We start from the raw sequence: 18,465 nt of genomic DNA on the forward strand, positions 1-18,465 counted from the left end.
ACATGAATGCACTGACCCGCGCCGAACGCGCGCTTGTCGAATCCGCCGAGCCAGCCGTCACCTTCACGCTCAACGGCCGCGAAGTGAGCGCGCAGCCTGGCGAAAGCCTGCTCAAGGTGGCCCAGCGCGAAGGCTTCGACGTCCCGCACCTGTGCTACAAGGACGGTCTGGAGCCGGCCGGCAACTGCCGCGCCTGCATGGTGGAGATCCAGGGCGAGCGCGTGCTGGCCCCGTCCTGTTGTCGCTATCCCGCCGCAGGCATGCAGGTGCAGACCGAATCCGACCGCGCCCGCCGCGCCCAGCGCACGGTGCTGGAACTGCTGCAGTCGGACATGCCCGAAACCGACTACACCCGCCACAACGAACTGGACCAGTGGGCCGCGAAGCTGGAAGTCGGCAAGCCCCGCTTTGCCCCGCGCGAACGCGTGGCGGCGGATTTGTCGCACCCGGCCATCGCGGTCAACCTGGATGCCTGCATCCAGTGCACGCGCTGCCTGCGCGCCTGCCGCGACGAGCAGGTCAACGACGTGATCGGCCTGGCGCTGCGCGGCGACGAAGCCCGCATCGTGTTCGACATGGACGACCCGATGGGTGCGTCGACCTGCGTGGCCTGCGGCGAATGCGTGCAGGCCTGCCCGACCGGCGCGCTGATGCCCGCGCGCGACGCCGCGCTGGCGGTGCCGGACAAGCAGGTGGACTCGGTCTGCCCGTACTGCGGCGTTGGCTGTCAGCTGACCTACAACATCAAGGACAACCGCATCCTGTTCGTGGAAGGGCGCGATGGCCCGGCCAACCACGAGCGGCTGTGCGTGAAAGGCCGCTACGGCTTTGACTACGTGCAGCATCCGCAGCGCCTGACGGTGCCGCTGGTGCGCCGCGAAGGCGTGCCCAAGCAGGGCGATTTCGTCATGGATCCGGACCACGTGATGGAGGTGTTCCGCGAGGCCACCTGGGAAGAGGCGCTGGCGCTGGCCGGCGGCAAGCTCGCGCAGATCCGCGACACCCACGGCAAGCGCGCGCTGGCGGGGTTTGGCTCGGCCAAGGGCAGCAATGAAGAGGCCTACCTGTTCCAGAAGCTCGTGCGCACCGGGTTTGGCAGCAACAACGTCGATCACTGCACGCGGCTGTGCCATGCCTCGTCGGTGGCGGCGCTGCTGGAGGGGATCGGATCGGGCGCGGTATCGAACCCGGTGATGGATGTCGACAAGGCCGAGGTGGTGATCGTGATCGGCGCCAACCCGACCGTGAACCACCCGGTCGCGGCCAGCTGGATCAAGAATGCGGTGAAGAACGGCACCAAGCTGATCGTGGCCGATCCGCGCCGCTCGGACCTGGCGCGCTTTGCCCATCGCTTCATGCAGTTCAAGCCCGATGCCGATGTGGCGCTGCTCAACGCGATGATGCATGTCATCGTCACCGAGGGCCTGGTGGACCAGGACTTCATCGACAGCCGCACCATCGGCTTCGACGAGCTGCAGCGCAATGTCGCGGCGTACAGCCCGGAACTGATGGCGCCGGTGTGCGGCATCGAGGCCGAGGTCATCCGCGAGGTCGCACGCCTGTATGCCACGTCCAAGGCCTCGATGATCCTGTGGGGCATGGGAGTGTCGCAGCACGTGCACGGCACCGACAACGCGCGCTGCCTGATCGCGCTGGCGCTGATGACCGGCCAGATCGGCCGCCCCGGTACCGGCCTGCATCCGCTGCGTGGCCAGAACAACGTGCAGGGCGCGTCCGACGCTGGACTGATCCCGATGATGTACCCGGACTACCGCCGCGTGGACGATCCCGTGGCAATCGCCAGTTTCGAGGCGCTGTGGGGCATGTCGCTGGACCGCCAGCCCGGCCTGACCGTGGTTGAGGTGATGCAGGCGATCGAGCGCGGCGAGGTGCGCGGCATGTACATCATGGGTGAGAACCCCGCGATGTCCGATCCCGACGCCGAGCACGCGCGCGAGGCGCTGGCCTCGCTCGACCACCTGGTGGTGCAGGACATCTTCCTGACCGAGACCGCCTACCTGGCCGACGTGGTGCTGCCGGCCTCGGCCTTCCCGGAGAAGACCGGCACGTTCACCAACACCGACCGCACCGTTCAGCTCGGCCGCCAGGCGCTGAACCCGCCGGGGCAGGCGCGCCAGGACCTGTGGATCATCCAGCAGATGGCGGCGCAACTGGGGCTGGACTGGCACTACGACGGCGTGGCCGAGGTCTTCGACGAGATGCGCCAGGCCATGCCCAGCATTGGCGGCGTGACCTGGGAGCGGCTGGAGCGCGAACACGCCGTGACTTATCCGTGCAAGGAAGAGGGCGACCCGGGCGAACCGGTGATCTTTATCGACAGCTTCCCGACCGCGACCGGCCGTGGGCGCTTCGTGCCGGCCGACATCATCCCGGCGGCCGAGCGGCCCGATGTCGACTACCCGATGGTGCTGATCACCGGCCGCCAGCTCGAGCACTGGCACACCGGCAGCATGACGCGGCGCGCCGGCGTGCTCGATGCGATCGAGCCCGATCCGGTGGCGCTGGTGCACCCGCTGGACCTGGACGCGCTGGGCGGCAAGCCGGGCGACGTGGTCACGCTGGCATCGCGCCGCGGCGAAGTCACGCTGTACGCGCGGGCCGACGCCGGCACGCCGCGCGGGGCGGTGTTCGTGCCGTTCTGCTATTACGAGGCGGCGATCAACAAGCTGACCAATGCGGCGCTGGACCCCTTCGGCAAGATCCCGGAGTTCAAGTACTGCGCGGTGAAGATGGCACTGGGCGGCGAGGCGCCGGAGCAGTCGAGCTACGGCGGCGGGCAGATCCTGGCGGTGGTGTAGGGCCAACGGCAAGCCCTGACGGGGCCGTCTGCGCGGGTAGCGCAGGCGGCCCTTTTTTGTTGGGTGATTATCCGGAGTTTCGGGAAATTGATTGCTTTAGTTTCCAGCTAATCAAATCAATCGTGACGGGCTACGCTTCAGTTGATTCCCTACACAACCCGGAGCCCGCCATGAAAGCCATCGGCCTGACCCAGTACCTGCCCATCACCGACCCGCGTTCGCTGCAGGACGTGGAGATCGACATGCCCAGCCCCGGCAGCCGCGACCTGCTGGTGAAGGTTGAGGCCGTCTCGGTCAACCCGGTCGACACCAAGGTGCGCGCGCCCAAGGCGCAGGTAGAGCCCACGCCGCGCGTGCTGGGCTGGGACGCGGCCGGCACGGTGGCGGGGGTGGGGCCGGAGGTGACCCTGTTCAAGGTCGGCGACCCGGTCTACTACGCGGGCAGCGTCACGCGGTCCGGTGCCAACGCCGAATTCCACCTGGTCGATGAGCGCATCGTCGGCCACAAGCCCGCCTCGCTGGATTTCGCCAACGCGGCGGCGCTGCCGCTGACGGCGATTACCGCCTGGGAGGCTCTGTTCGACCGGCTGGGCATTTCGCCCAAGGGGGATCACGCCGGCCGCTCGGTGCTGATCATCGGCGGCGCGGGTGGCGTGGGTTCGATCGGCATCCAGCTGGCCAAGGTGCTGGCCGGGCTGACCGTGGTCGCCACCGCGTCGCGGCCCGAGTCGCAGGAATGGTGCCGCCGCCTTGGCGCCGACCATACGGTTGACCATCGTGGCGACCTGCCGGCGCAGCTGAAGGCGCTGGGATTTGCCGAGGTCGACTACATCCTCTGCTTCAACGATATCGACGGCCATTTCCCGGCGATGACTGAACTGGTCGCCCCGCAGGGCAAGATCTGCACGATCGTCTCGAATACGCGGCCGTTGCCGGTGGAGTTGCTCAAGAACAAGAGCGCCACCTTCGTCTGGGAATTCATGTTTACGCGCGCCATGTTCAGCACGCCCGACATGGTCGCGCAGCATCGTCTGCTGAACGAGGTCGCGCGGCTGGTCGATGCCGGCCGCTTGCAGACCACGCTGGGCGAGAACCTGGGGCGCATCAACGCGGAGAACCTGCGGCGCGCGCACGCCATGCTGGAAGGCGGGCGGACTATCGGCAAGCTGGTGCTGGAAGGGTTCTGAGCCGGCTGCTGCGCCCGGCAATCAACAACGCCCGCCGGGATGGCCCCGGCGGGCGTTTGCCGTTGGTGAGGGATGGCTCAGCCCATCTTGCCGAGAATGCCCTGCATCTCGTCGCTGTTGAAGGCGCGCAGGGTTTGGGTGCGCACGTTGCCGGCCGCGCCGATGGTCAGCCCGAAGCTGGTCATGGTCTCGTCGTCGGGCGCTTCGACAGTGAGCACGATGTCGTATTCGCCCAGCGTCCAGTAGATGTCTTTCATCTGCACGCCCAGGCGCGCCCCCATCTCGCGCACGGCGGCCGCGCGCTTGGTGGTGTCCTTGACGGTGCGGATGCCCTGGTCGGTGAAGCTGGCTAGCACGATGTAGCGGGTCATGGCGGGACCTCCGGTTATGGTTGGATTGGTCGCCGTCCCGGCGGTGTGCACGGCGGCAAGCGGCCGGGGCAGTGGTTCAGGTCTTCGGGGCGTGGCGAGGCGCGAATGGCATGGCGCTTCGCCGTTGATGCTCGCGATGTCTGAGCAACTTCATGCCAACGCATATTGCGCGCCAGTCGGCGCGGCAGGCCAGGATGCGGACCGCGGGCGCGCGGCCGGCTGTTCCGGCCGGCCGGTGTGTTTCAGTTGCGATACTGCGTGCGGCTCAGTCCTGTGGACTGCCACCGTCCGCGCTGTCGGGCGTGTCGAGCGCGCGCATGTTATCCAGCAACTTGAGCAGGTAATGCAGCGTGTGCGTCAGGTCATTGGTAGAAAAACCCGCCAGCGCCTGCTCGTAATAGGCACGGATCTTCGGCTGCGCCTGGTGCAGCCAGACCTCCCGTCCCGGCTCGCTCATCCGTATCAGCCGTGAGCGGCGGTCGCGGCCGTCCGGGGCCAGCGTGACGTGGCCGTCGCGTTCCATCCGGCTGACCAGTCCTGACAGGTTCTGCCGGCTCACCATCAGGTAGCGGGCCAGGTCGCCCACGCTCATGCCATCGGCGGCTTCCGGGCGCGACAACGCCCCGAGCACGGCCCACTGCTGCGTCGTCAGGCCCTCTGCCTCGACGGCTCGTGATCCCGTTTTATGCAACATATTTGCGCATTGATACAGCCGGAAGAAAAGCCGGTTGGCCAGTTCCATGCGCGCGTTTGTCGGAAATTCTGCTCCTGCTTCCGGGTTAACCATAGTCTTTTCCACAGTGTTGGTGTCTTGCGCAGGCAGCGACTGCCTCCTATTATGGGTAAACATATTTACCTAATTGGCGGTGCGAGGTGACGGTGTCATGGCCGGCACGATAGCACCGGAATCCTGAAAGGAGAACGCTGTGCAAGGACTTGAAGGCAAGACGGTCATCGTGACCGGTGGTGGCGGTGGTATCGGCGGCGCAACCTGTTTGCGCTTTGCGCGCGCCGGGGCGGCGGTGGGCGTGCTCGACCTGAACCCCGAAGCGGCCGAGCGCGTCGCCGGCCAGATCCGAGAGGCGGGTGGGCGCGCGCTGGCGCTTCGCTGCGACATCACGGAGCGCGCCAGCGTGGATGCCGCGGTGGTGGCGGTGGAGCAGGGCCTGGGTCCGGTGGACGTGCTGGTCAACAACGCCGGCTGGGATGTGTTCAAGCCGTTCATCAAGACCGAGCCGGCGCAATGGGAGCGGCTGATCGCCATCAACCTGACCGGCGCGCTGCACATGCACCACGCGGTGCTGCCGGGCATGGTCGAGCGCCGGCGCGGGCGCATCGTCAACATTGCCTCGGACGCGGCGCGCGTGGGTTCGTCCGGCGAGGCGGTCTATGCCGCGTGCAAGGGCGGGCTGGTGTCGTTCTCCAAGACGATTGCCCGCGAACACGCTCGCCACGGCATCACCGTCAACGTGGTGTGCCCGGGGCCGACCGAGACCGCGCTGTTCGAAGACTACAAGCAGGGCGCGGGCAACCCCGAGAAGCTGGTTGAGGCCTTTACCCGCTCGATCCCGCTGGGCCGTATCGGCCAGCCGGACGACCTGCCCGGCGCGGTGCTGTTCTTTGCCAGCGACGACGCCGGCTTTATCACCGGCCAGGTGCTGAGCGTGTCGGGCGGCCTGACCATGAACGGCTGAGCAAGCAAACACCAGCAAACGGAGACCACCATGCAATACGAAGACATCCTGTACGAAGTGCGCAACGGCGCCGCCTGGATCACCATCAACCGCCCGGAAAAGATGAACGCCTTCCGCGGCCGCACCTGCGACGAACTGATCCACGCCATCAACCGCGCCGGCTACGACCGCGAGATTGGCGCCATCGTGCTGGCGGGCGCCGGCGACAAGGCGTTCTGCACCGGCGGCGACCAGTCCGCGCATGAAGGGCAGTACGACGGCCGCGGCACCATCGGCCTGCCGATGGAAGAACTGCACAACGCCATCCGCGACGTGCCCAAGCCGGTGATCGCGCGGGTGCAGGGCTTTGCCATCGGCGGCGGCAACGTGCTGTGCACGATCTGCGATTTCACCATCGCCTCGGAGAAGGCCGTGTTCGGGCAGGTAGGGCCAAAGGTGGGCTCGGTCGACCCGGGCTATGGCACTGCCTTCCTGGCGCGCGTGGTCGGTGAAAAAAAGGCGCGCGAGATCTGGTACCTGTGCCGCCGCTACCCGGCCGCCGAGGCGCTGGCGATGGGGCTGGTGAACGCGGTGGTGCCGCACGACCAGCTCGACGCCGAAGTGCAGAAGTGGTGCGACGAGATCCTGGACAAGAGCCCGACTGCCATCGCCATCGCCAAGCGCTCGTTCAACATGGACACCGCGCACCAGGGCGGCATCGCCGGCATGGGCATGTACGCGCTCAAGCTCTACTACGACACCGAGGAATCGCGCGAGGGCGTGAAGGCCTTCCAGGAAAAGCGCAAGCCCGACTTCCGCAAGTACGCCAGATAAGCGCTGGCATCCGATCAAGCGGAGACAACCATGAACCCCTACCTTGACGAAGACCTGATGGCGCTGGCGGAGCATGCGCGCCGTTTTGCCGATGCGCGCGTGGCGCCCGGCTACCTGGAGCGGGACCAGACCCGCGTGCTGGACCGCGCGCTGATGCGCGAGATGGGCGAGATGGGCTTTATCGCGCCGGAACTGCCCGAGGCCGGCGGCGGGCAGGGCATGGGCTCGCTCGCGGCCGGCGTGATTCATGAAGCGGTGGCGCGCGCCGACCTGAGCCTGTCGTATATCAATCTGCTGGCCTCGCTCAACGGCCAGATCCTGGCACAGCACGCGCGTCCTGAAATCGGCGGGCCGTGGCTGCAGCGGCTCACGCGCGGCGAAGCGCTGCTGGCGATCGCGCTGACCGAGCCGCGCGGCGGCTCCGACGCGGCAAACCTGCGCCTGCGCATGGAGCGCGACGGCGACGCCTATGTGCTCAATGGCGAGAAGACTTCGATCTCCGCCGCGGACCAGGCCGATGCCGCGGTGGTCTTTGCCCGCACCGGCCCGGTCGATGCCGGCGCGCGCGGCGTCTCAGCCATGCTGGTGCCGATGGACCTGCCTGGCATCACTCGCAACCGCTTCGACTGCCACGGCCAGCGCGCCATCGGCCGCGGCTCGATCTTCTTCGAGAACGTGCGCGTGCCGGCCAGCCACCTGCTGGGCCAGGAAGGCCAGGGCTTCGTGCAGGTGATGCAGGGCTTCGACTTCTCACGCGCGCTGATCGGCCTGCAGGTGCTGGCGGTGGCGCAGGCCGCGCTGGACGAGACCTGGACCTACGTGGCGGAACGCCAGGCCTTTGGCAAGCCGCTGTCGGCCTTCCAGGGGGTATCGCACCCGCTGGCCGATTTCCAGACCCAGGTGACCGCGGCCCGGCTGCTGTGCCTGCAGACGTTGTGGCTGAAGGACCATGGGCAGCCACACACCGCCGAAGCCGCGATGTGCAAGTGGTGGGCGCCCAAGCTGGCCTACGACGTGGTGCACCAGTGCCTGCTGTCCTTCGGCCACGGCGGCTATGACCGCGGCGTGATGGAGCAGCGCCTGCGCGATGTGCTCGGCTTCCAGATCGGCGACGGCACCGCGCAGATCATGAAGACCATCATTGCCCGCGGGCGGGCCGGGCGCGAAGCCGTGCCGGCCTGAAGCCGCGCTCGCACGCGGCATCGCATAACGAGGAGACAAGCCATGGATTTCGACGCTGTACTGATTGCGCCCCGCCGAGCCGCCAGCGTGGCGGCAGGCCACTGGCACGACCGCACCGTCAACGACTACCTTGCCGCCTGCGTGAGCGGCCGGCCCGACGCGCCGGCCCTGACTGCGGTAAGCCTCGACAGCGGCACCGTGGCCCGCTTTACCTGGTCCGAGCTGGACCGGATGGCCGACCGGGTGGCGGTGGGGCTGAGCCGCCTCGGCGTCGGCGCGCGGGATGTCGTGTCCTGCCAGTTGCCCAACGGCTGGCACCTGACGGTGCTGTACCTGGCGTGCGCACGGCTGGGCGCGGTGCTCAACCCGCTGATGCCGATCTTCCGCGAGCGCGAGTTGTCGTTCATGCTGGCGCATGCGCAAAGCAAGGTGATGGTGGTGCCGCAGGATTTCCGGGGCTTCGGGCATGCGCGGATGGTGCAGGGCTTGCGCGACAAATTGCCGGCGCTGCGCCACGTCGTTGTCACGGGCGGCGCTGGAGCGGACAGCTTCGACGCATTGCTCAGCGGTCCGCGCTGGGAAGATGAGCCAGATGCGCCGAACATCCTGCTGCGCGGCCGCCCGGGCCCTGACGACGTCACGCAACTGATCTACACCTCTGGCACCACCGGCGAGCCCAAGGGCGTGATGCATAGCGCCAACACGCTGTTCTCCAATATCGTTGCCTATGCCGGGCGGCTGCGCCTGACGGTAGACGACGTGGTGCTGATGGCCTCGCCGATGGCGCACCAGACTGGCTTCATGTACGGACTGATGATGCCGGTGATGCTGGGCGCGCATGCGGTGCTGCAGGACATCTGGGACCCGGCGCGCGCGGCCGCGCTGATCCGCGAGGAAGGCGTCACCTTCACCATGGGATCGACACCGTTCCTGACGGACCTTGCCCGCGTGGTGTCGGAGTCCGGCACTCCCGTGCCAAGCCTGCGCACCTTCCTGTGCGCCGGCGCGCCGATCCCGGGCGCGCTGGTGGAGAGCGCGCGCCTGGCATTGGGCGCCACGATCGTGTCGGCGTGGGGCATGTCGGAGAACGGCGCGGTCACCACCACGCTGCCGGACGATCCCGAAGCGCGCGCATCGACCACCGACGGTCGCCCGCTGCCGGGCGTGGAGGTGAGGGTGGTGGACGGCGCCGATGCCGACGTGCCCACCGGGGAGACCGGCCGCCTGCTGGTGCGGGCGTGTTCCAACTTCGGGGGATACCTGAAGCGGCCGCATCTGAACAGCACCGATGCCGATGGCTGGTTCGACACCGGCGACCTGGCGCGGCTCGATGCGCACGGCTACCTGCGCATCGCCGGGCGCAGCAAGGACGTGATCATCCGCGGCGGCGAAAACATCCCCGTGCTCGAGGTCGAGACCCTGCTGTACCGCCATCCCGCGGTGTCGCAGGTGGCTATCGTCGCCTACCCGGATGAACGGCTGGGCGAGCGCGCCTGCGCCTTTGTCGTGCCGCGCGCCGGCCAGGCGTTCGACCAGGTGGCGATGGTGGACTGGCTCAAGGCGCAGAAGATGGCGCTGCAGTACATCCCCGAGAAGCTCGTGGTGCGGGACGCCCTGCCGGCGACACCCGCCGGGAAAATCCAGAAATTCCGGCTGCGCGAGATGCTGCGCGGGGACCCGTCCTGAACCTGCCGCAGTGGTGGCCGGGGCGCCGGCCGCCGCGCTGCAAAAAGCGCAATTAACCGCCAAGCATTGCATCAGTAGCCGCGCCCATGCGGCACCAGCAAGCGCCGCAGCCATTGCCGCCAGGCGCCCGCTGCCGGCCCGGCGCCTTGCCGGCAGCGCGTCACGTGCAGCGATGCCCTGGTGACGGCATACAGCTCGATGTGGCCGCTGTCGGACAACGTAAAGCTCTCGCTGGCCGTCAGCGCCGTGTCCTTCGGGTCGCCGTCGCGGATCAGCCAGAGCTCGCCTGCGGTGCAGCGTACAGCGAGGTGTTCGCCGGGGCCCGCCACCAGCCGCAGCGAACTGCGTGCGGGCAGGGTGGCGGTCATGTCATTGCTCACCAGGAACATGATGCTCTCCAGGTTCAGTCGACGGCCAGGCCGTGCAACGCGGGCGGGATCACCGCGCGCGCGGAGGCTGTGCCGGGCCGGATGAAATCGGCGATGCGCCGGATCACGGCGGGATCCTGCAGGATGCGGCGATGCCCCAGGCCGCTGGTCGTGACCAGTTGCGCGCCGGGCCAGGCGCCGGCGATGGCGGCGCCGTCTTCCCAGCGCACTTCCTTGTCGTCGCGGTCATGGATCACCAGCGTCGGCGGGACCGGCCGGGTGCGGCCGACGTCGGGCACGTTGAAAGCCGACCATGGCAGTCCCAGCCAGCGCTCGCTCTGGCGCTGCATGCGCGCCAGCACGCCCGGGGTGAAGCCCATCTGCCAGGCCAGCGACGCACACGCGGCGTGCATGTCGGCCGGCGATCCGACCAGCACGGCGGCGCGGGCGGGCAGGCCTTCGCGCAGCGCCAGCGCGGTGGCTGCGCCGCCGAGTGAGTGCGCCACCACGGCGTGTACCGGCCCCGCATGCCAGGCTGCGGCGAGCAGCGAGCGCGACATTTCCAGTACCGAGGTCTGCGCCGCGCCGCGCGCGCCGGCATCGGAGGCGCCGTGCGAGAGCGCATCGAAGGCCACCACCCGCATGCCGGCTGCCAGCAGGCCTTCGACCACCGCATGCCACTGGCCGGCATGGCCGCCCCAGCCATGCGCGAGCAGCACCACGGGACCGGACGCGCCCCAGCGATAGACGCGCACGCGCCGGCTCGGGCCCTGGCCCGTCACCAGCGCCCAGTCGGCGCGCGCACTGTCCAGCAAGTGCCGCGCTGCCGATGTGGCGGCGGCGCGCGGCGGCTTGAACCAGATGTGCTCCAGCGCGCGCGCTGTCGCGCCGGGCCTGACCACGCTGCCGGCCTGCCAGCGCAACCGCTGCCAGCCCTGCAAGGCGCGCTCCACCGCGCCGGACTTGCCGGTGCGCAGCGGCGCATTGCCGGCGCGCGCGGGCAAGGGCGCGCTGGCGGGGGATGAGGAAACCGGGGAAGGAGAAGAGACTGCTTGCGTCACGACCTGCACCTCCAATGGATTCTGGATTGCACGGCATCATCGGCACCGGCCCCGCCGGCGGCTTTCCGTGCTGTTGTTAAGACCGACCAGTCGTGCTTTTTTGTGTGCAAAAAAAGCCCGCCGGAGCGGTTGCTGCCTGCCGGCGGGGTAGCGCCGGCGCCAATGTGTGGCTCAGTGGCGACGGGCGCCCTCAGCGGCACGGGCCACCAGTGCCGCAAATGCGCGCCGCGCCATGGTCTCGGCATCCTCGCGGCCAAGCAGCTTGAAGGATTGCTGGAAGGCCATGCCGATGCCCGCGAGTTCGAAAGCAAATTGCCGCGGATCGGTGTCCGGCCCGAAATGGCCCTCATCGATGGCGTCGCCCACCACGCGCGCAACCGTGCTATGCCAGTCCTTCAGCGACTGCACCACCAGGTCGCGGATCGAGCCCGGCCGGTCGCGGTATTCCTGGCCCAGCGCAGTGAACAGGCAACGTCCCTGCGTCACCGTGCCGCCCAGCCATTCCAGGTAACCTTCAAACAGCCCCTGCAGCCGGGGCATCCCGCGCGGCTGGCGCATCGCTGGCCGGATCACGATCTCGCCGAAGCGCTCCACGGCCAGGTCCAGCACTGCCTGCTGCAACACCTCCTTGGATTTGAAGTGCGCATACAGGCCGCTTTTCGACATATTGGTGTCCGCGGCCAGCGTGGCCAGCGACAACTGTTCGAAGCCGACCTTGGCAGCGGTGTCCAGTGCCTGTTCGACGATGGCGTTGCGGGTGAGTTGTCCTTTCTGCATGGTCTGGAGAATAGCACGACCGGTCGGTTTGTCAACGAAACCAGATGCATGGTATTTGCCCCGACTTGCGCACTTGTGTCCGCGAGGCCATAACGTCATATGGATAGGCATGTGACGTCAACGCAAACCGCCAAGGCTCGTTAGAGATTGGGCGGCTCAGCGATGTTGTGCACGATCCGGCTCTTTGACGTTCGCCAGTCGGCCGATGTCAGGGTGGGATTGCGGACTTCTAAGAAATCTGCACAAAGTGTTTCTGCGGTTACATACGGAACGCTTTGCGTGCTCTATACTCGAATGCACGTCCGCGCACTTTTTTTCACTGGTGACTGGAGACCGACATGAACAGTACAGCCGTGCCAAGAGGCGCTAGCGAACCGTTCCGGCAACTGCGGGCGTTGCGTCGCGCGCGCAAGCTCAAGCAGGAGGACGTCGCCCGTAAAGCGGGGATTTCCCGGGAAGCCTACCTGCGGGCGGAGTCGGGTCAGGCCGATCCCCGCATGTCGACGTTCCTGGCCGCCTGCGAGGCGCTGGGCCTGGAAGTCGTGCTGGCCCCGCAGCATCTTGCTGCAGACGTCAACGCTTTTATTGCCAGCCGCAATGGCGGCGTGACGGCAGCTTCCATGGCAGGCCAGCCGGCCGCCGGAAGCACGGCCGCGCCGGCCGCGGCGCCGGCTTCCGGAGGCGCTTTCGGCTCCGGGACCGGAGAGGGCCACAAGCCGGTCTGACCAGCCGCTGCCTGGCCGGCCGCGTTCGCAACGCGCCGGCACCGGCAGCTGGCCTCCAGGCCACCGCATGACAACCGGCGCGGGGCGTTCCGCACCGCGCCGATTGCTATCGTCCTGAGCGCCGTTCGCGACGCCCGGCGTGGATGACGCCGCAGGCCCGGCTGCCTGCTTCGGCGCTTTCCCGCCTTTCCCGTTTCCCCGGTTTCCCTTTGCGCTGCGTGAGCGATTGCCGCCGCGCACGCGCCAGCGCGCGTCCCAGCGCCCGGCTGGTTTCTTCCCGCTTTTCCCGTTTCCCACCTACAACTGCAATGCAAGCGGCGTCCGGCGCATGCGCACGCGATGCCGTTTGACACGTCCGATGCTGAAGATTACGATATGGTAAATGCATTACGTATTCCGTAATTCTTGCCCAGTGCACCAGGCACAGGCTGAATACGCACCGGCAGGCACTCCCAGCAAGAGGCCGCCAGGCGCCAGCGCAGCGCCAGATGGATCGAGACCCAGGAACGCTGACGACACCATGACACTCACGCACACCCAGCTCGCCGAGCACGGCTATATGTCCGGCTTCGCCAATGAATTCGCCACCGAGGCGCTGCCCGGTGCGCTGCCCGTGGGCCGGAACTCGCCCCAGCGCGCGCCCTACGGCCTGTATGCCGAGCAGCTGTCCGGCACGGCCTTTACCGCGCCGCGCGCGCACAACCGGCGCTCGTGGCTGTACCGCATCCGCCCGGCCGCGATGCATACGCCATTCACGCAGATCGAGCAGTCGCGTTTCCTGAGCCGTTTCGACCAGGTGCCGCCGTCGCCCAACCAGATGCGCTGGAGCCCGCCGGCAATGCCGTCGGTGCCGACCGACTTTGTCGACGGCATCGTCACCATGGCCGGCAACGGCGGCCCCGAGGCCATGACCGGCTGCGCCATCCACCTGTACCTGGCCAACCAGTCGATGCAGGACCGCTTCTTCTACAACGCCGACGGCGAGATGCTGATCGTGCCGCAGCAGGGCCGCCTGCTGATGGTGACCGAGCTGGGCCGGCTGGAAGTGGAGCCGCAGGAGATCGTGGTGATCCCGCGCGGCGTGCGCTTCCGCGTGGAGCTGCCCGACGGCGAGGCGCGCGGCTATATCTGCGAGAACTACGGCGCGTTGTTCCAGCTGCCCGACCTGGGCGTGATCGGCTCCAACGGCCTGGCCAATCCGCGCGACTTCCTGTCGCCGGTGGCCAGCTATGAAGACCGCGAGGGTGATTTCGAGCTGGTGGCCAAGTTCCAGGGCAACCTGTGGCGCGCCGGGATCGGCCACTCGCCGCTGGACGTGGTGGCCTGGCATGGCAACTACACCCCGTACAAGTACGACCTGCGCCACTTCAATACCATCGGTTCGATCAGCTTCGACCACCCGGATCCGTCGATCTTCCTGGTGCTGCAGTCGCCGTCGGCCACCCCGGGCGTGGACACCATCGACTTCGTCATCTTCGGGCCGCGCTGGCTGGCGATGCAGGACTCGTTCCGCCCGCCCTGGTTCCATCGCAATATTGCCAGCGAATTCATGGGCCTGGTCACCGGCGTCTACGACGCCAAGGCCGAAGGCTTTGCCCCGGGCGGCGCCAGCCTGCACAACTGCATGAGCGGCCACGGCCCGGATGCGGAAACCTTCGAGAAGGCCAGCGCCGCCGATACCTCGCAGCCGCACCGCATCGAGGACACCATGGCCTTCATGTTCGAGACCCCGGGCGTGATCCGCCCGACGCCGTATGCCGCACAGTCGGCCTCGCTGCAGCAGGACTACTACACGTGCTGGCAGGGCCTGAAGAAACACTTCAACCCGAACACCCGCTAATCCCGGGCGCCTGTCCGCCCGCCCGGTTTTCTCCCCTCTCCCGCAAGCGGGCGAGGGGCCGGGGGAGAGGGCAGGCGCTCGTCAAGCATGACGCGTCACCGCACGCGACAAGTGCCACCAAATTTTCGGAGTATCCCAATGACCGCCCCCAAGACCAGCTGGATCGCTTCCGCCAACGACGGCCAGTCCCACTTCCCGCTGCAGAACCTGCCGTATGGCGTGTTTTCGACCAAGGGCCAGGCCCCGCGCGTCGGCGTTGCCATCGGCGACCAGGTGCTGGACCTCGCCGCGCTGGACGAGGCCGGCCTGCTGCCGGCCGCTGCCAAAGGCACGTTTGGCGCAAGCAGCCTGAACCGCTTTATTGCGCTGGGCAAGCCGGTGTGGAGCGAAACCCGCAAGCGCCTGGGCGCGCTGCTGTCCGGTGATGACGCCGCGCTGCGCGACAACGCTGCCCTGCGCGACAAGGCACTGGTGCCGATGTCGGCCGCAGCGCTGCACCTGCCGGTGGAGATCCCGGGCTACACGGACTTCTATTCGTCCAAGGAGCACGCCACCAACGTCGGCCGCATGTTCCGCGACCCGGACAATGCGCTGCTGCCGAACTGGCTGGAAATCCCCATCGGCTACAACGGCCGTGCCAGCTCGGTGGTGGTGAGCGGCACGCCGCTGCATCGCCCCAACGGCCAGATCAAGCTGCCGAACGAGGCGCGCCCGGTGTTCAGCGCCTGCCGCAAGCTGGACTTTGAACTGGAGATGGGTTTTATCGTCGGCAAGGAATCGGCGCTGGGCGAGCCCATCAGTACCGCCGATGCGCCGGCGCATATGTTCGGCATGGTGCTGCTCAACGACTGGAGCGCGCGCGATATCCAGCAGTGGGAATACGTGCCGCTGGGGCCGTTCAACAGCAAGAGCTTCGGCACCTCGATCTCGCCGTGGGTGGTGACGATGGAAGCGCTCGAGCCGTTCCGCCGCGATAACCCCGAGCAGTCGCCGCAGCCGCTGCCGTACCTGCAGCAGCAGGACAAGAACGCCTATGACATCGCGCTCGAAGTCGCGCTGCAGCCACAGGGCGCAGCGGCCCCCAGCACCATCTGCCGCACCAACTTCAAGGCGATGTACTGGACCATGGCGCAGCAGCTGGCCCACCACACGGTGTCGGGCTGCAATGTGCGCGTGGGCGACCTGATGGGCTCGGGCACGATCAGCGGCACCACGCCGGATTCCTACGGCAGCCTGCTGGAAATGACCCGCAACGGCGCCGAGCCGGTGACGCTGGCCGACGGCAGCCGCCGCGGCTTCCTGGAGGATGGCGACGACGTGATCATGACCGGCTACTGCCAGGGCGAAGGCTATCGCGTCGGCTTCGGCGCGGTGTCGGGCAAGATCCTGCCGGCGCGCTGAAGCGTTTCAGCCGCCGCTGCGGTCGGCGCCTTGGCCGACTGCGGCGGCATCCAGGATGACCGCCGCGCGGCCTGACAGCAGTGCCCGGCCCGCGGCGCTGACGGTGAAGGCGTACAGCACGCTGCTGCCTTCACCGCTGATGCGCTGCGCCTCAACCTGCAGCGGCGCGTCGATATCGTCGAGCCGCTCCACATGCAGCACCAGCTTGCGCACGCTGGCCAGGTAGCCCGAGCGCGGGCGCTGCGCGTCCTTGCCTGGCTCCGCTTCCGCCAGCAGTGCGCCGTGCACGGCCATGGCCTGTGCCGCATATTCAATCCCGCTGACCGCGGCCAGCCGGCCCTGCGCGCGCAGCGGGTTGTCCGCGCGCGTATGCGTGGCGGACGTGCAGCGAACCGATGCCGCATCCCAGGCCAGCACGCCGTCGAGCAGGCACATCGTGCCCTGGTGCGGAATGCGTGCCGCGATCCAGTCGCGGTCTTTCAACAGCTCAGCCATCCGCGTGGCTGCTGAGGCTTTCCACCTCGGCTTCTAGCTGCAGCGTATCCAGATAATCGAGCACCACAGTGGTGGTCTCGCCGCGGGCGATGGCCGCCAGCAGCGGCAGCATGCGTGCGGCCGGCGCCGACCTGCGCAGCGCTTCCAGCGCGGCATCCGGCATCACCGCGGCCGGTGCCTGCTTCAGCGCCACGCCGATGCGCGCGAGCGAACGCGCGGTCTGCCGCGGCGTGACCAGCAGGGCCACGCCGAAGGGATCGGGGATCGGGCGGTGGCTGTGCAGCGGCTCGGGATAGCCGGTGTCATAGGCGATCAGCAGGCAGGGCTCGGCATCCGCGGCGGCCTGCAGCACGCATTCGAGCAAGCCCGCGCTGCCACTGCCATCCATGGCGCACAGCACATTGGAGGTGCGCATCGCGCCCACGGCGATCGACCAGTAGCCGGCGGTCGCGTTATGCACGGAGTTGTGGAAGCGCGTGGGCGACATCAGCGGCTCAGGCTCGGCCAGCGCTTCGCAGATCGCATGGAAGTTGAAGCCGTCGCTGCTGGACGAGGCAAAGATCGTCGGCAGCTGCGCGGCTTCGCTGTCGCTGGCGGCGACGGCCTGCTGGCCCACCCCCAGCGCCAGCCGTACGGTCGGGCCGGTGCGGCGGCGCTCGGCCGGCGGCAGGCCCGCGGGTGGCGGCAGCTCGGTCGGCGCGTGCGCATACGGCACGCGGCCGGCAAGGACTTCGGTGGCCTGCTGCCAGCCGGTCAGGCCGGGGCCGAGCAGGCCGATGCTTTCGATATACACGTGCTGCGGCATGGCGAGGCTCAGTGGGAAGCTGCGTCCGCGCGGGCGAACAGCAGGCTGCAGTTGGATCCGCCGAAGCCGAAGGCATTGGTCATCGCATAGCGCAGCGGTGCTTCGCGGTTGGCGAGCTGGTAGTTCACGCCGAGCGCCGGATCCACCTGCGTGGTGTTGATGCCGCCGGGCACCAGGCCGTGGCGCAGCGCCAGCGCGCAAATGACGGCTTCGAGCGCGCCGGCGGCACCCAGCGCATGCCCGGTGGCGCCCTTGGTGGAGCTGCACGGCGTGCCGGGCAGCACCGCGGCCATGGCCATCCCCTCGGCTGCGTCGTTGCTGCGCGTGGCGGTGCCATGCAGGTTGACGTAGCCGACCTGTGCCGGCGCGACCCCCGCGCTGGCCAGTGCCTGCTCCAGCGCCAGGCGCGCGCCCAGCCCGCCGGGGTGCGGGGTCGACATATGGTGCGCATCGCTCGATTCGCCGATGCCGGCCAGCAGGATGGCATCGCCTGGCGGGGTGCCGGCCACGCGCTCGAGCAGGCCGAATGCCGCCCCCTCGCCGATCGAGATGCCGTTGCGCGCCACGTCATAGGGCCGGCACGGCTGGTCGGACAACAGCTCCAGCGAATTGAAGCCGTACAGGGTCGTGTAGCACAGCGAATCGACGCCGCCGACCACGGCCACATCAATCAGCCCGGCCTCCAGCATGCGCCGTGCCGAACTGAACACCTTGGCGCCGGATGAACAGGCCGAGGACACCGCAGCCGCCGGGCCGGCCAGCCCCAGGTATTGGCGCACGAAGGCGGGCAGCGAGTAGGGGTTGTGGGTGGTGGCGTAGTGGAAGCCCGGCGGCAGCGCGCCGCTGGCAGGATCCCGCTGGCGATAGCCCAGTTCCGTCTGCAGCACGCCCGCGGTGCTGGTGCCCAGGAAGACACCGACCCGGTGGGCGCCGTAGCGCGCCGCCGCTTCGCGCACGCGCGCGGCAAAGCCGTCCTGCTCCAGCGCCAGTTGCGCCAGCCGGTTGTTGCGGCAGTCGAATTCGGCCAGTGCGGGCGGCAGGGTCTCGGCGTCCAGGCCGGGTACCTCGCCGACGAAGGTATCGAGCTCGACGCCGCCGAAGCGGCAGGGCGCCAGGCCGCCGCGCTGCGCACGCAGTGCCGACAGGGTGGCGTCTACACCGGCGCCAAGGCAGCTGGTGGCCGTGAAATGCGAGAACAGGAGCGGGGACACGGCTTAGGGGGAACGAATGGAAGGAATCTC

General features: G+C 68.3%; 17 protein-coding genes. 9 read left to right on the top strand and 8 right to left on the bottom strand.

Annotated features, from left to right (window positions below):
* Positions 1-2: 2 nt before the first annotated feature.
* Together fdhF and RS901_RS26170 are read left to right on the top strand one after the other, a co-directional pair.
* On the top strand, positions 3-2,819 hold the full coding sequence (fdhF, locus tag RS901_RS26165) for a formate dehydrogenase subunit alpha (RefSeq protein ID WP_316157041.1): 2,817 nt from the start codon (positions 3-5) through the stop codon (positions 2,817-2,819).
* A gap of 170 nt (positions 2,820-2,989) precedes the next feature.
* Positions 2,990-4,006 (top strand): zinc-binding alcohol dehydrogenase family protein, encoded by a 1,017-nt coding sequence (locus tag RS901_RS26170; protein WP_316157042.1) that lies wholly within the window; start codon positions 2,990-2,992, stop codon positions 4,004-4,006.
* Between the two features lie 77 nt (positions 4,007-4,083).
* Here RS901_RS26170 and RS901_RS26175 read toward each other — a convergent pair whose 3' ends face one another.
* Both RS901_RS26175 and RS901_RS26180 read right to left on the bottom strand, forming a co-directional pair.
* The gene (locus RS901_RS26175; protein WP_013953318.1) at positions 4,084-4,377 is read right to left on the bottom strand and encodes a GYD domain-containing protein; all 294 of its coding nucleotides are present in this window, start codon (positions 4,375-4,377) and stop codon (positions 4,084-4,086) included.
* 265 nt (positions 4,378-4,642) lie between these two features.
* Positions 4,643-5,164 carry a MarR family transcriptional regulator gene (locus RS901_RS26180; RefSeq protein WP_316157043.1) on the bottom strand — a complete coding sequence of 174 codons (522 nt, stop codon included), beginning with the start codon at positions 5,162-5,164 and terminating at the stop codon, positions 4,643-4,645.
* A gap of 139 nt (positions 5,165-5,303) precedes the next feature.
* Between RS901_RS26180 and badH the strand changes: the two genes are divergently transcribed.
* Genes badH through aliA form a run of 4 tightly spaced genes read left to right on the top strand, consistent with a single transcriptional unit; the run spans position 5,304 to position 9,752 of the window.
* Positions 5,304-6,071 (top strand): 2-hydroxycyclohexanecarboxyl-CoA dehydrogenase, encoded by a 768-nt coding sequence (gene badH / locus RS901_RS26185; protein WP_316157044.1) that lies wholly within the window; start codon positions 5,304-5,306, stop codon positions 6,069-6,071.
* A gap of 30 nt (positions 6,072-6,101) precedes the next feature.
* A complete protein-coding gene (badI, locus tag RS901_RS26190) occupies positions 6,102-6,884 on the top strand; it encodes a 2-ketocyclohexanecarboxyl-CoA hydrolase (protein ID WP_114132630.1) in 783 nt (260 codons plus the stop codon).
* Positions 6,885-6,914: 30 nt separating this feature from the next.
* Positions 6,915-8,066, top strand: coding sequence for a cyclohexanecarboxyl-CoA dehydrogenase (gene aliB / locus RS901_RS26195; RefSeq protein WP_316157046.1), 1,152 nt, complete (start codon positions 6,915-6,917; stop codon positions 8,064-8,066).
* A gap of 42 nt (positions 8,067-8,108) precedes the next feature.
* Positions 8,109-9,752 (top strand): cyclohexanecarboxylate-CoA ligase, encoded by a 1,644-nt coding sequence (gene aliA, locus RS901_RS26200; protein ID WP_316157047.1) that lies wholly within the window; start codon positions 8,109-8,111, stop codon positions 9,750-9,752.
* Between the two features lie 71 nt (positions 9,753-9,823).
* On the opposite strand, the gene RS901_RS26205 is transcribed toward aliA, so the two are convergent.
* The 3 genes from RS901_RS26205 to RS901_RS26215 all read right to left on the bottom strand — a co-directional run bounded on the left by RS901_RS26205 (position 9,824) and on the right by RS901_RS26215 (position 11,958).
* Positions 9,824-10,141: a DUF2917 domain-containing protein gene (locus RS901_RS26205; protein WP_316157048.1), complete on the bottom strand. Its 318-nt coding sequence runs from the start codon at positions 10,139-10,141 to the stop codon at positions 9,824-9,826.
* A gap of 14 nt (positions 10,142-10,155) precedes the next feature.
* Positions 10,156-11,181: an alpha/beta fold hydrolase gene (locus RS901_RS26210; protein ID WP_316157050.1), complete on the bottom strand. Its 1,026-nt coding sequence runs from the start codon at positions 11,179-11,181 to the stop codon at positions 10,156-10,158.
* Positions 11,182-11,352: 171 nt separating this feature from the next.
* Positions 11,353-11,958 carry a TetR/AcrR family transcriptional regulator gene (locus RS901_RS26215; RefSeq protein WP_041228671.1) on the bottom strand — a complete coding sequence of 202 codons (606 nt, stop codon included), beginning with the start codon at positions 11,956-11,958 and terminating at the stop codon, positions 11,353-11,355.
* Positions 11,959-12,296: 338 nt separating this feature from the next.
* On the opposite strand from RS901_RS26215, the gene RS901_RS26220 reads away from it, so the two are divergent.
* The 3 genes from RS901_RS26220 to fahA all read left to right on the top strand — a co-directional run bounded on the left by RS901_RS26220 (position 12,297) and on the right by fahA (position 15,924).
* Positions 12,297-12,683, top strand: coding sequence for a helix-turn-helix domain-containing protein (locus RS901_RS26220; protein ID WP_013953309.1), 387 nt, complete (start codon positions 12,297-12,299; stop codon positions 12,681-12,683).
* Between the two features lie 520 nt (positions 12,684-13,203).
* Positions 13,204-14,523, top strand: coding sequence for a homogentisate 1,2-dioxygenase (gene hmgA / locus RS901_RS26225; protein WP_316157051.1), 1,320 nt, complete (start codon positions 13,204-13,206; stop codon positions 14,521-14,523).
* Between the two features lie 138 nt (positions 14,524-14,661).
* On the top strand, positions 14,662-15,924 hold the full coding sequence (gene fahA, locus RS901_RS26230; RefSeq protein ID WP_316157052.1) for a fumarylacetoacetase: 1,263 nt from the start codon (positions 14,662-14,664) through the stop codon (positions 15,922-15,924).
* Positions 15,925-15,930: 6 nt separating this feature from the next.
* On the opposite strand, the gene RS901_RS26235 is transcribed toward fahA, so the two are convergent.
* Genes RS901_RS26235 through RS901_RS26245 form a run of 3 tightly spaced genes read right to left on the bottom strand, consistent with a single transcriptional unit; the run spans position 15,931 to position 18,435 of the window.
* Positions 15,931-16,419 carry a hydroxymyristoyl-ACP dehydratase gene (locus RS901_RS26235; RefSeq protein ID WP_316157053.1) on the bottom strand — a complete coding sequence of 163 codons (489 nt, stop codon included), beginning with the start codon at positions 16,417-16,419 and terminating at the stop codon, positions 15,931-15,933.
* Entirely contained in the window at positions 16,412-17,224 is an 813-nt protein-coding gene (locus tag RS901_RS26240) for a beta-ketoacyl synthase chain length factor (RefSeq protein ID WP_316157054.1), read from the bottom strand. Before RS901_RS26240 ends, RS901_RS26235 begins: the two co-directional genes overlap by 8 nt.
* Before the next feature lie 8 nt (positions 17,225-17,232).
* Positions 17,233-18,435: a beta-ketoacyl-[acyl-carrier-protein] synthase family protein gene (locus RS901_RS26245; protein WP_316157055.1), complete on the bottom strand. Its 1,203-nt coding sequence runs from the start codon at positions 18,433-18,435 to the stop codon at positions 17,233-17,235.
* Between the last annotated feature and the right edge of the window lie 30 nt (positions 18,436-18,465).

Source organism: Cupriavidus sp. BIC8F, assembly GCF_032465815.1.
Lineage (GTDB): Bacteria > Pseudomonadota > Gammaproteobacteria > Burkholderiales > Burkholderiaceae > Cupriavidus > Cupriavidus necator.

Bases quoted from the DNA above. Each gene is read 5' to 3' on its own strand.
- RS901_RS26220 (WP_013953309.1), top strand. From the start codon at position 12,297: ATGAACAGTACAGCCGTGCCAAGAGGCGCTAGCGAACCGTTCCGGCAA.
- badI (WP_114132630.1), top strand. From the start codon at position 6,102: ATGCAATACGAAGACATCCTGTACGAAGTGCGCAACGGCGCCGCCTGG.
- RS901_RS26205 (WP_316157048.1), bottom strand. From the start codon at position 10,141: ATGTTCCTGGTGAGCAATGACATGACCGCCACCCTGCCCGCACGCAGT.
- aliA (WP_316157047.1), top strand. From the start codon at position 8,109: ATGGATTTCGACGCTGTACTGATTGCGCCCCGCCGAGCCGCCAGCGTG.
- RS901_RS26180 (WP_316157043.1), bottom strand. From the start codon at position 5,164: ATGGTTAACCCGGAAGCAGGAGCAGAATTTCCGACAAACGCGCGCATG.
- RS901_RS26175 (WP_013953318.1), bottom strand. From the start codon at position 4,377: ATGACCCGCTACATCGTGCTAGCCAGCTTCACCGACCAGGGCATCCGC.
- RS901_RS26170 (WP_316157042.1), top strand. From the start codon at position 2,990: ATGAAAGCCATCGGCCTGACCCAGTACCTGCCCATCACCGACCCGCGT.
- RS901_RS26215 (WP_041228671.1), bottom strand. From the start codon at position 11,958: ATGCAGAAAGGACAACTCACCCGCAACGCCATCGTCGAACAGGCACTG.
- aliB (WP_316157046.1), top strand. From the start codon at position 6,915: ATGAACCCCTACCTTGACGAAGACCTGATGGCGCTGGCGGAGCATGCG.
- RS901_RS26240 (WP_316157054.1), bottom strand. From the start codon at position 17,224: ATGCCGCAGCACGTGTATATCGAAAGCATCGGCCTGCTCGGCCCCGGC.
- RS901_RS26235 (WP_316157053.1), bottom strand. From the start codon at position 16,419: ATGGCTGAGCTGTTGAAAGACCGCGACTGGATCGCGGCACGCATTCCG.
- fdhF (WP_316157041.1), top strand. From the start codon at position 3: ATGAATGCACTGACCCGCGCCGAACGCGCGCTTGTCGAATCCGCCGAG.
- fahA (WP_316157052.1), top strand. From the start codon at position 14,662: ATGACCGCCCCCAAGACCAGCTGGATCGCTTCCGCCAACGACGGCCAG.
- hmgA (WP_316157051.1), top strand. From the start codon at position 13,204: ATGACACTCACGCACACCCAGCTCGCCGAGCACGGCTATATGTCCGGC.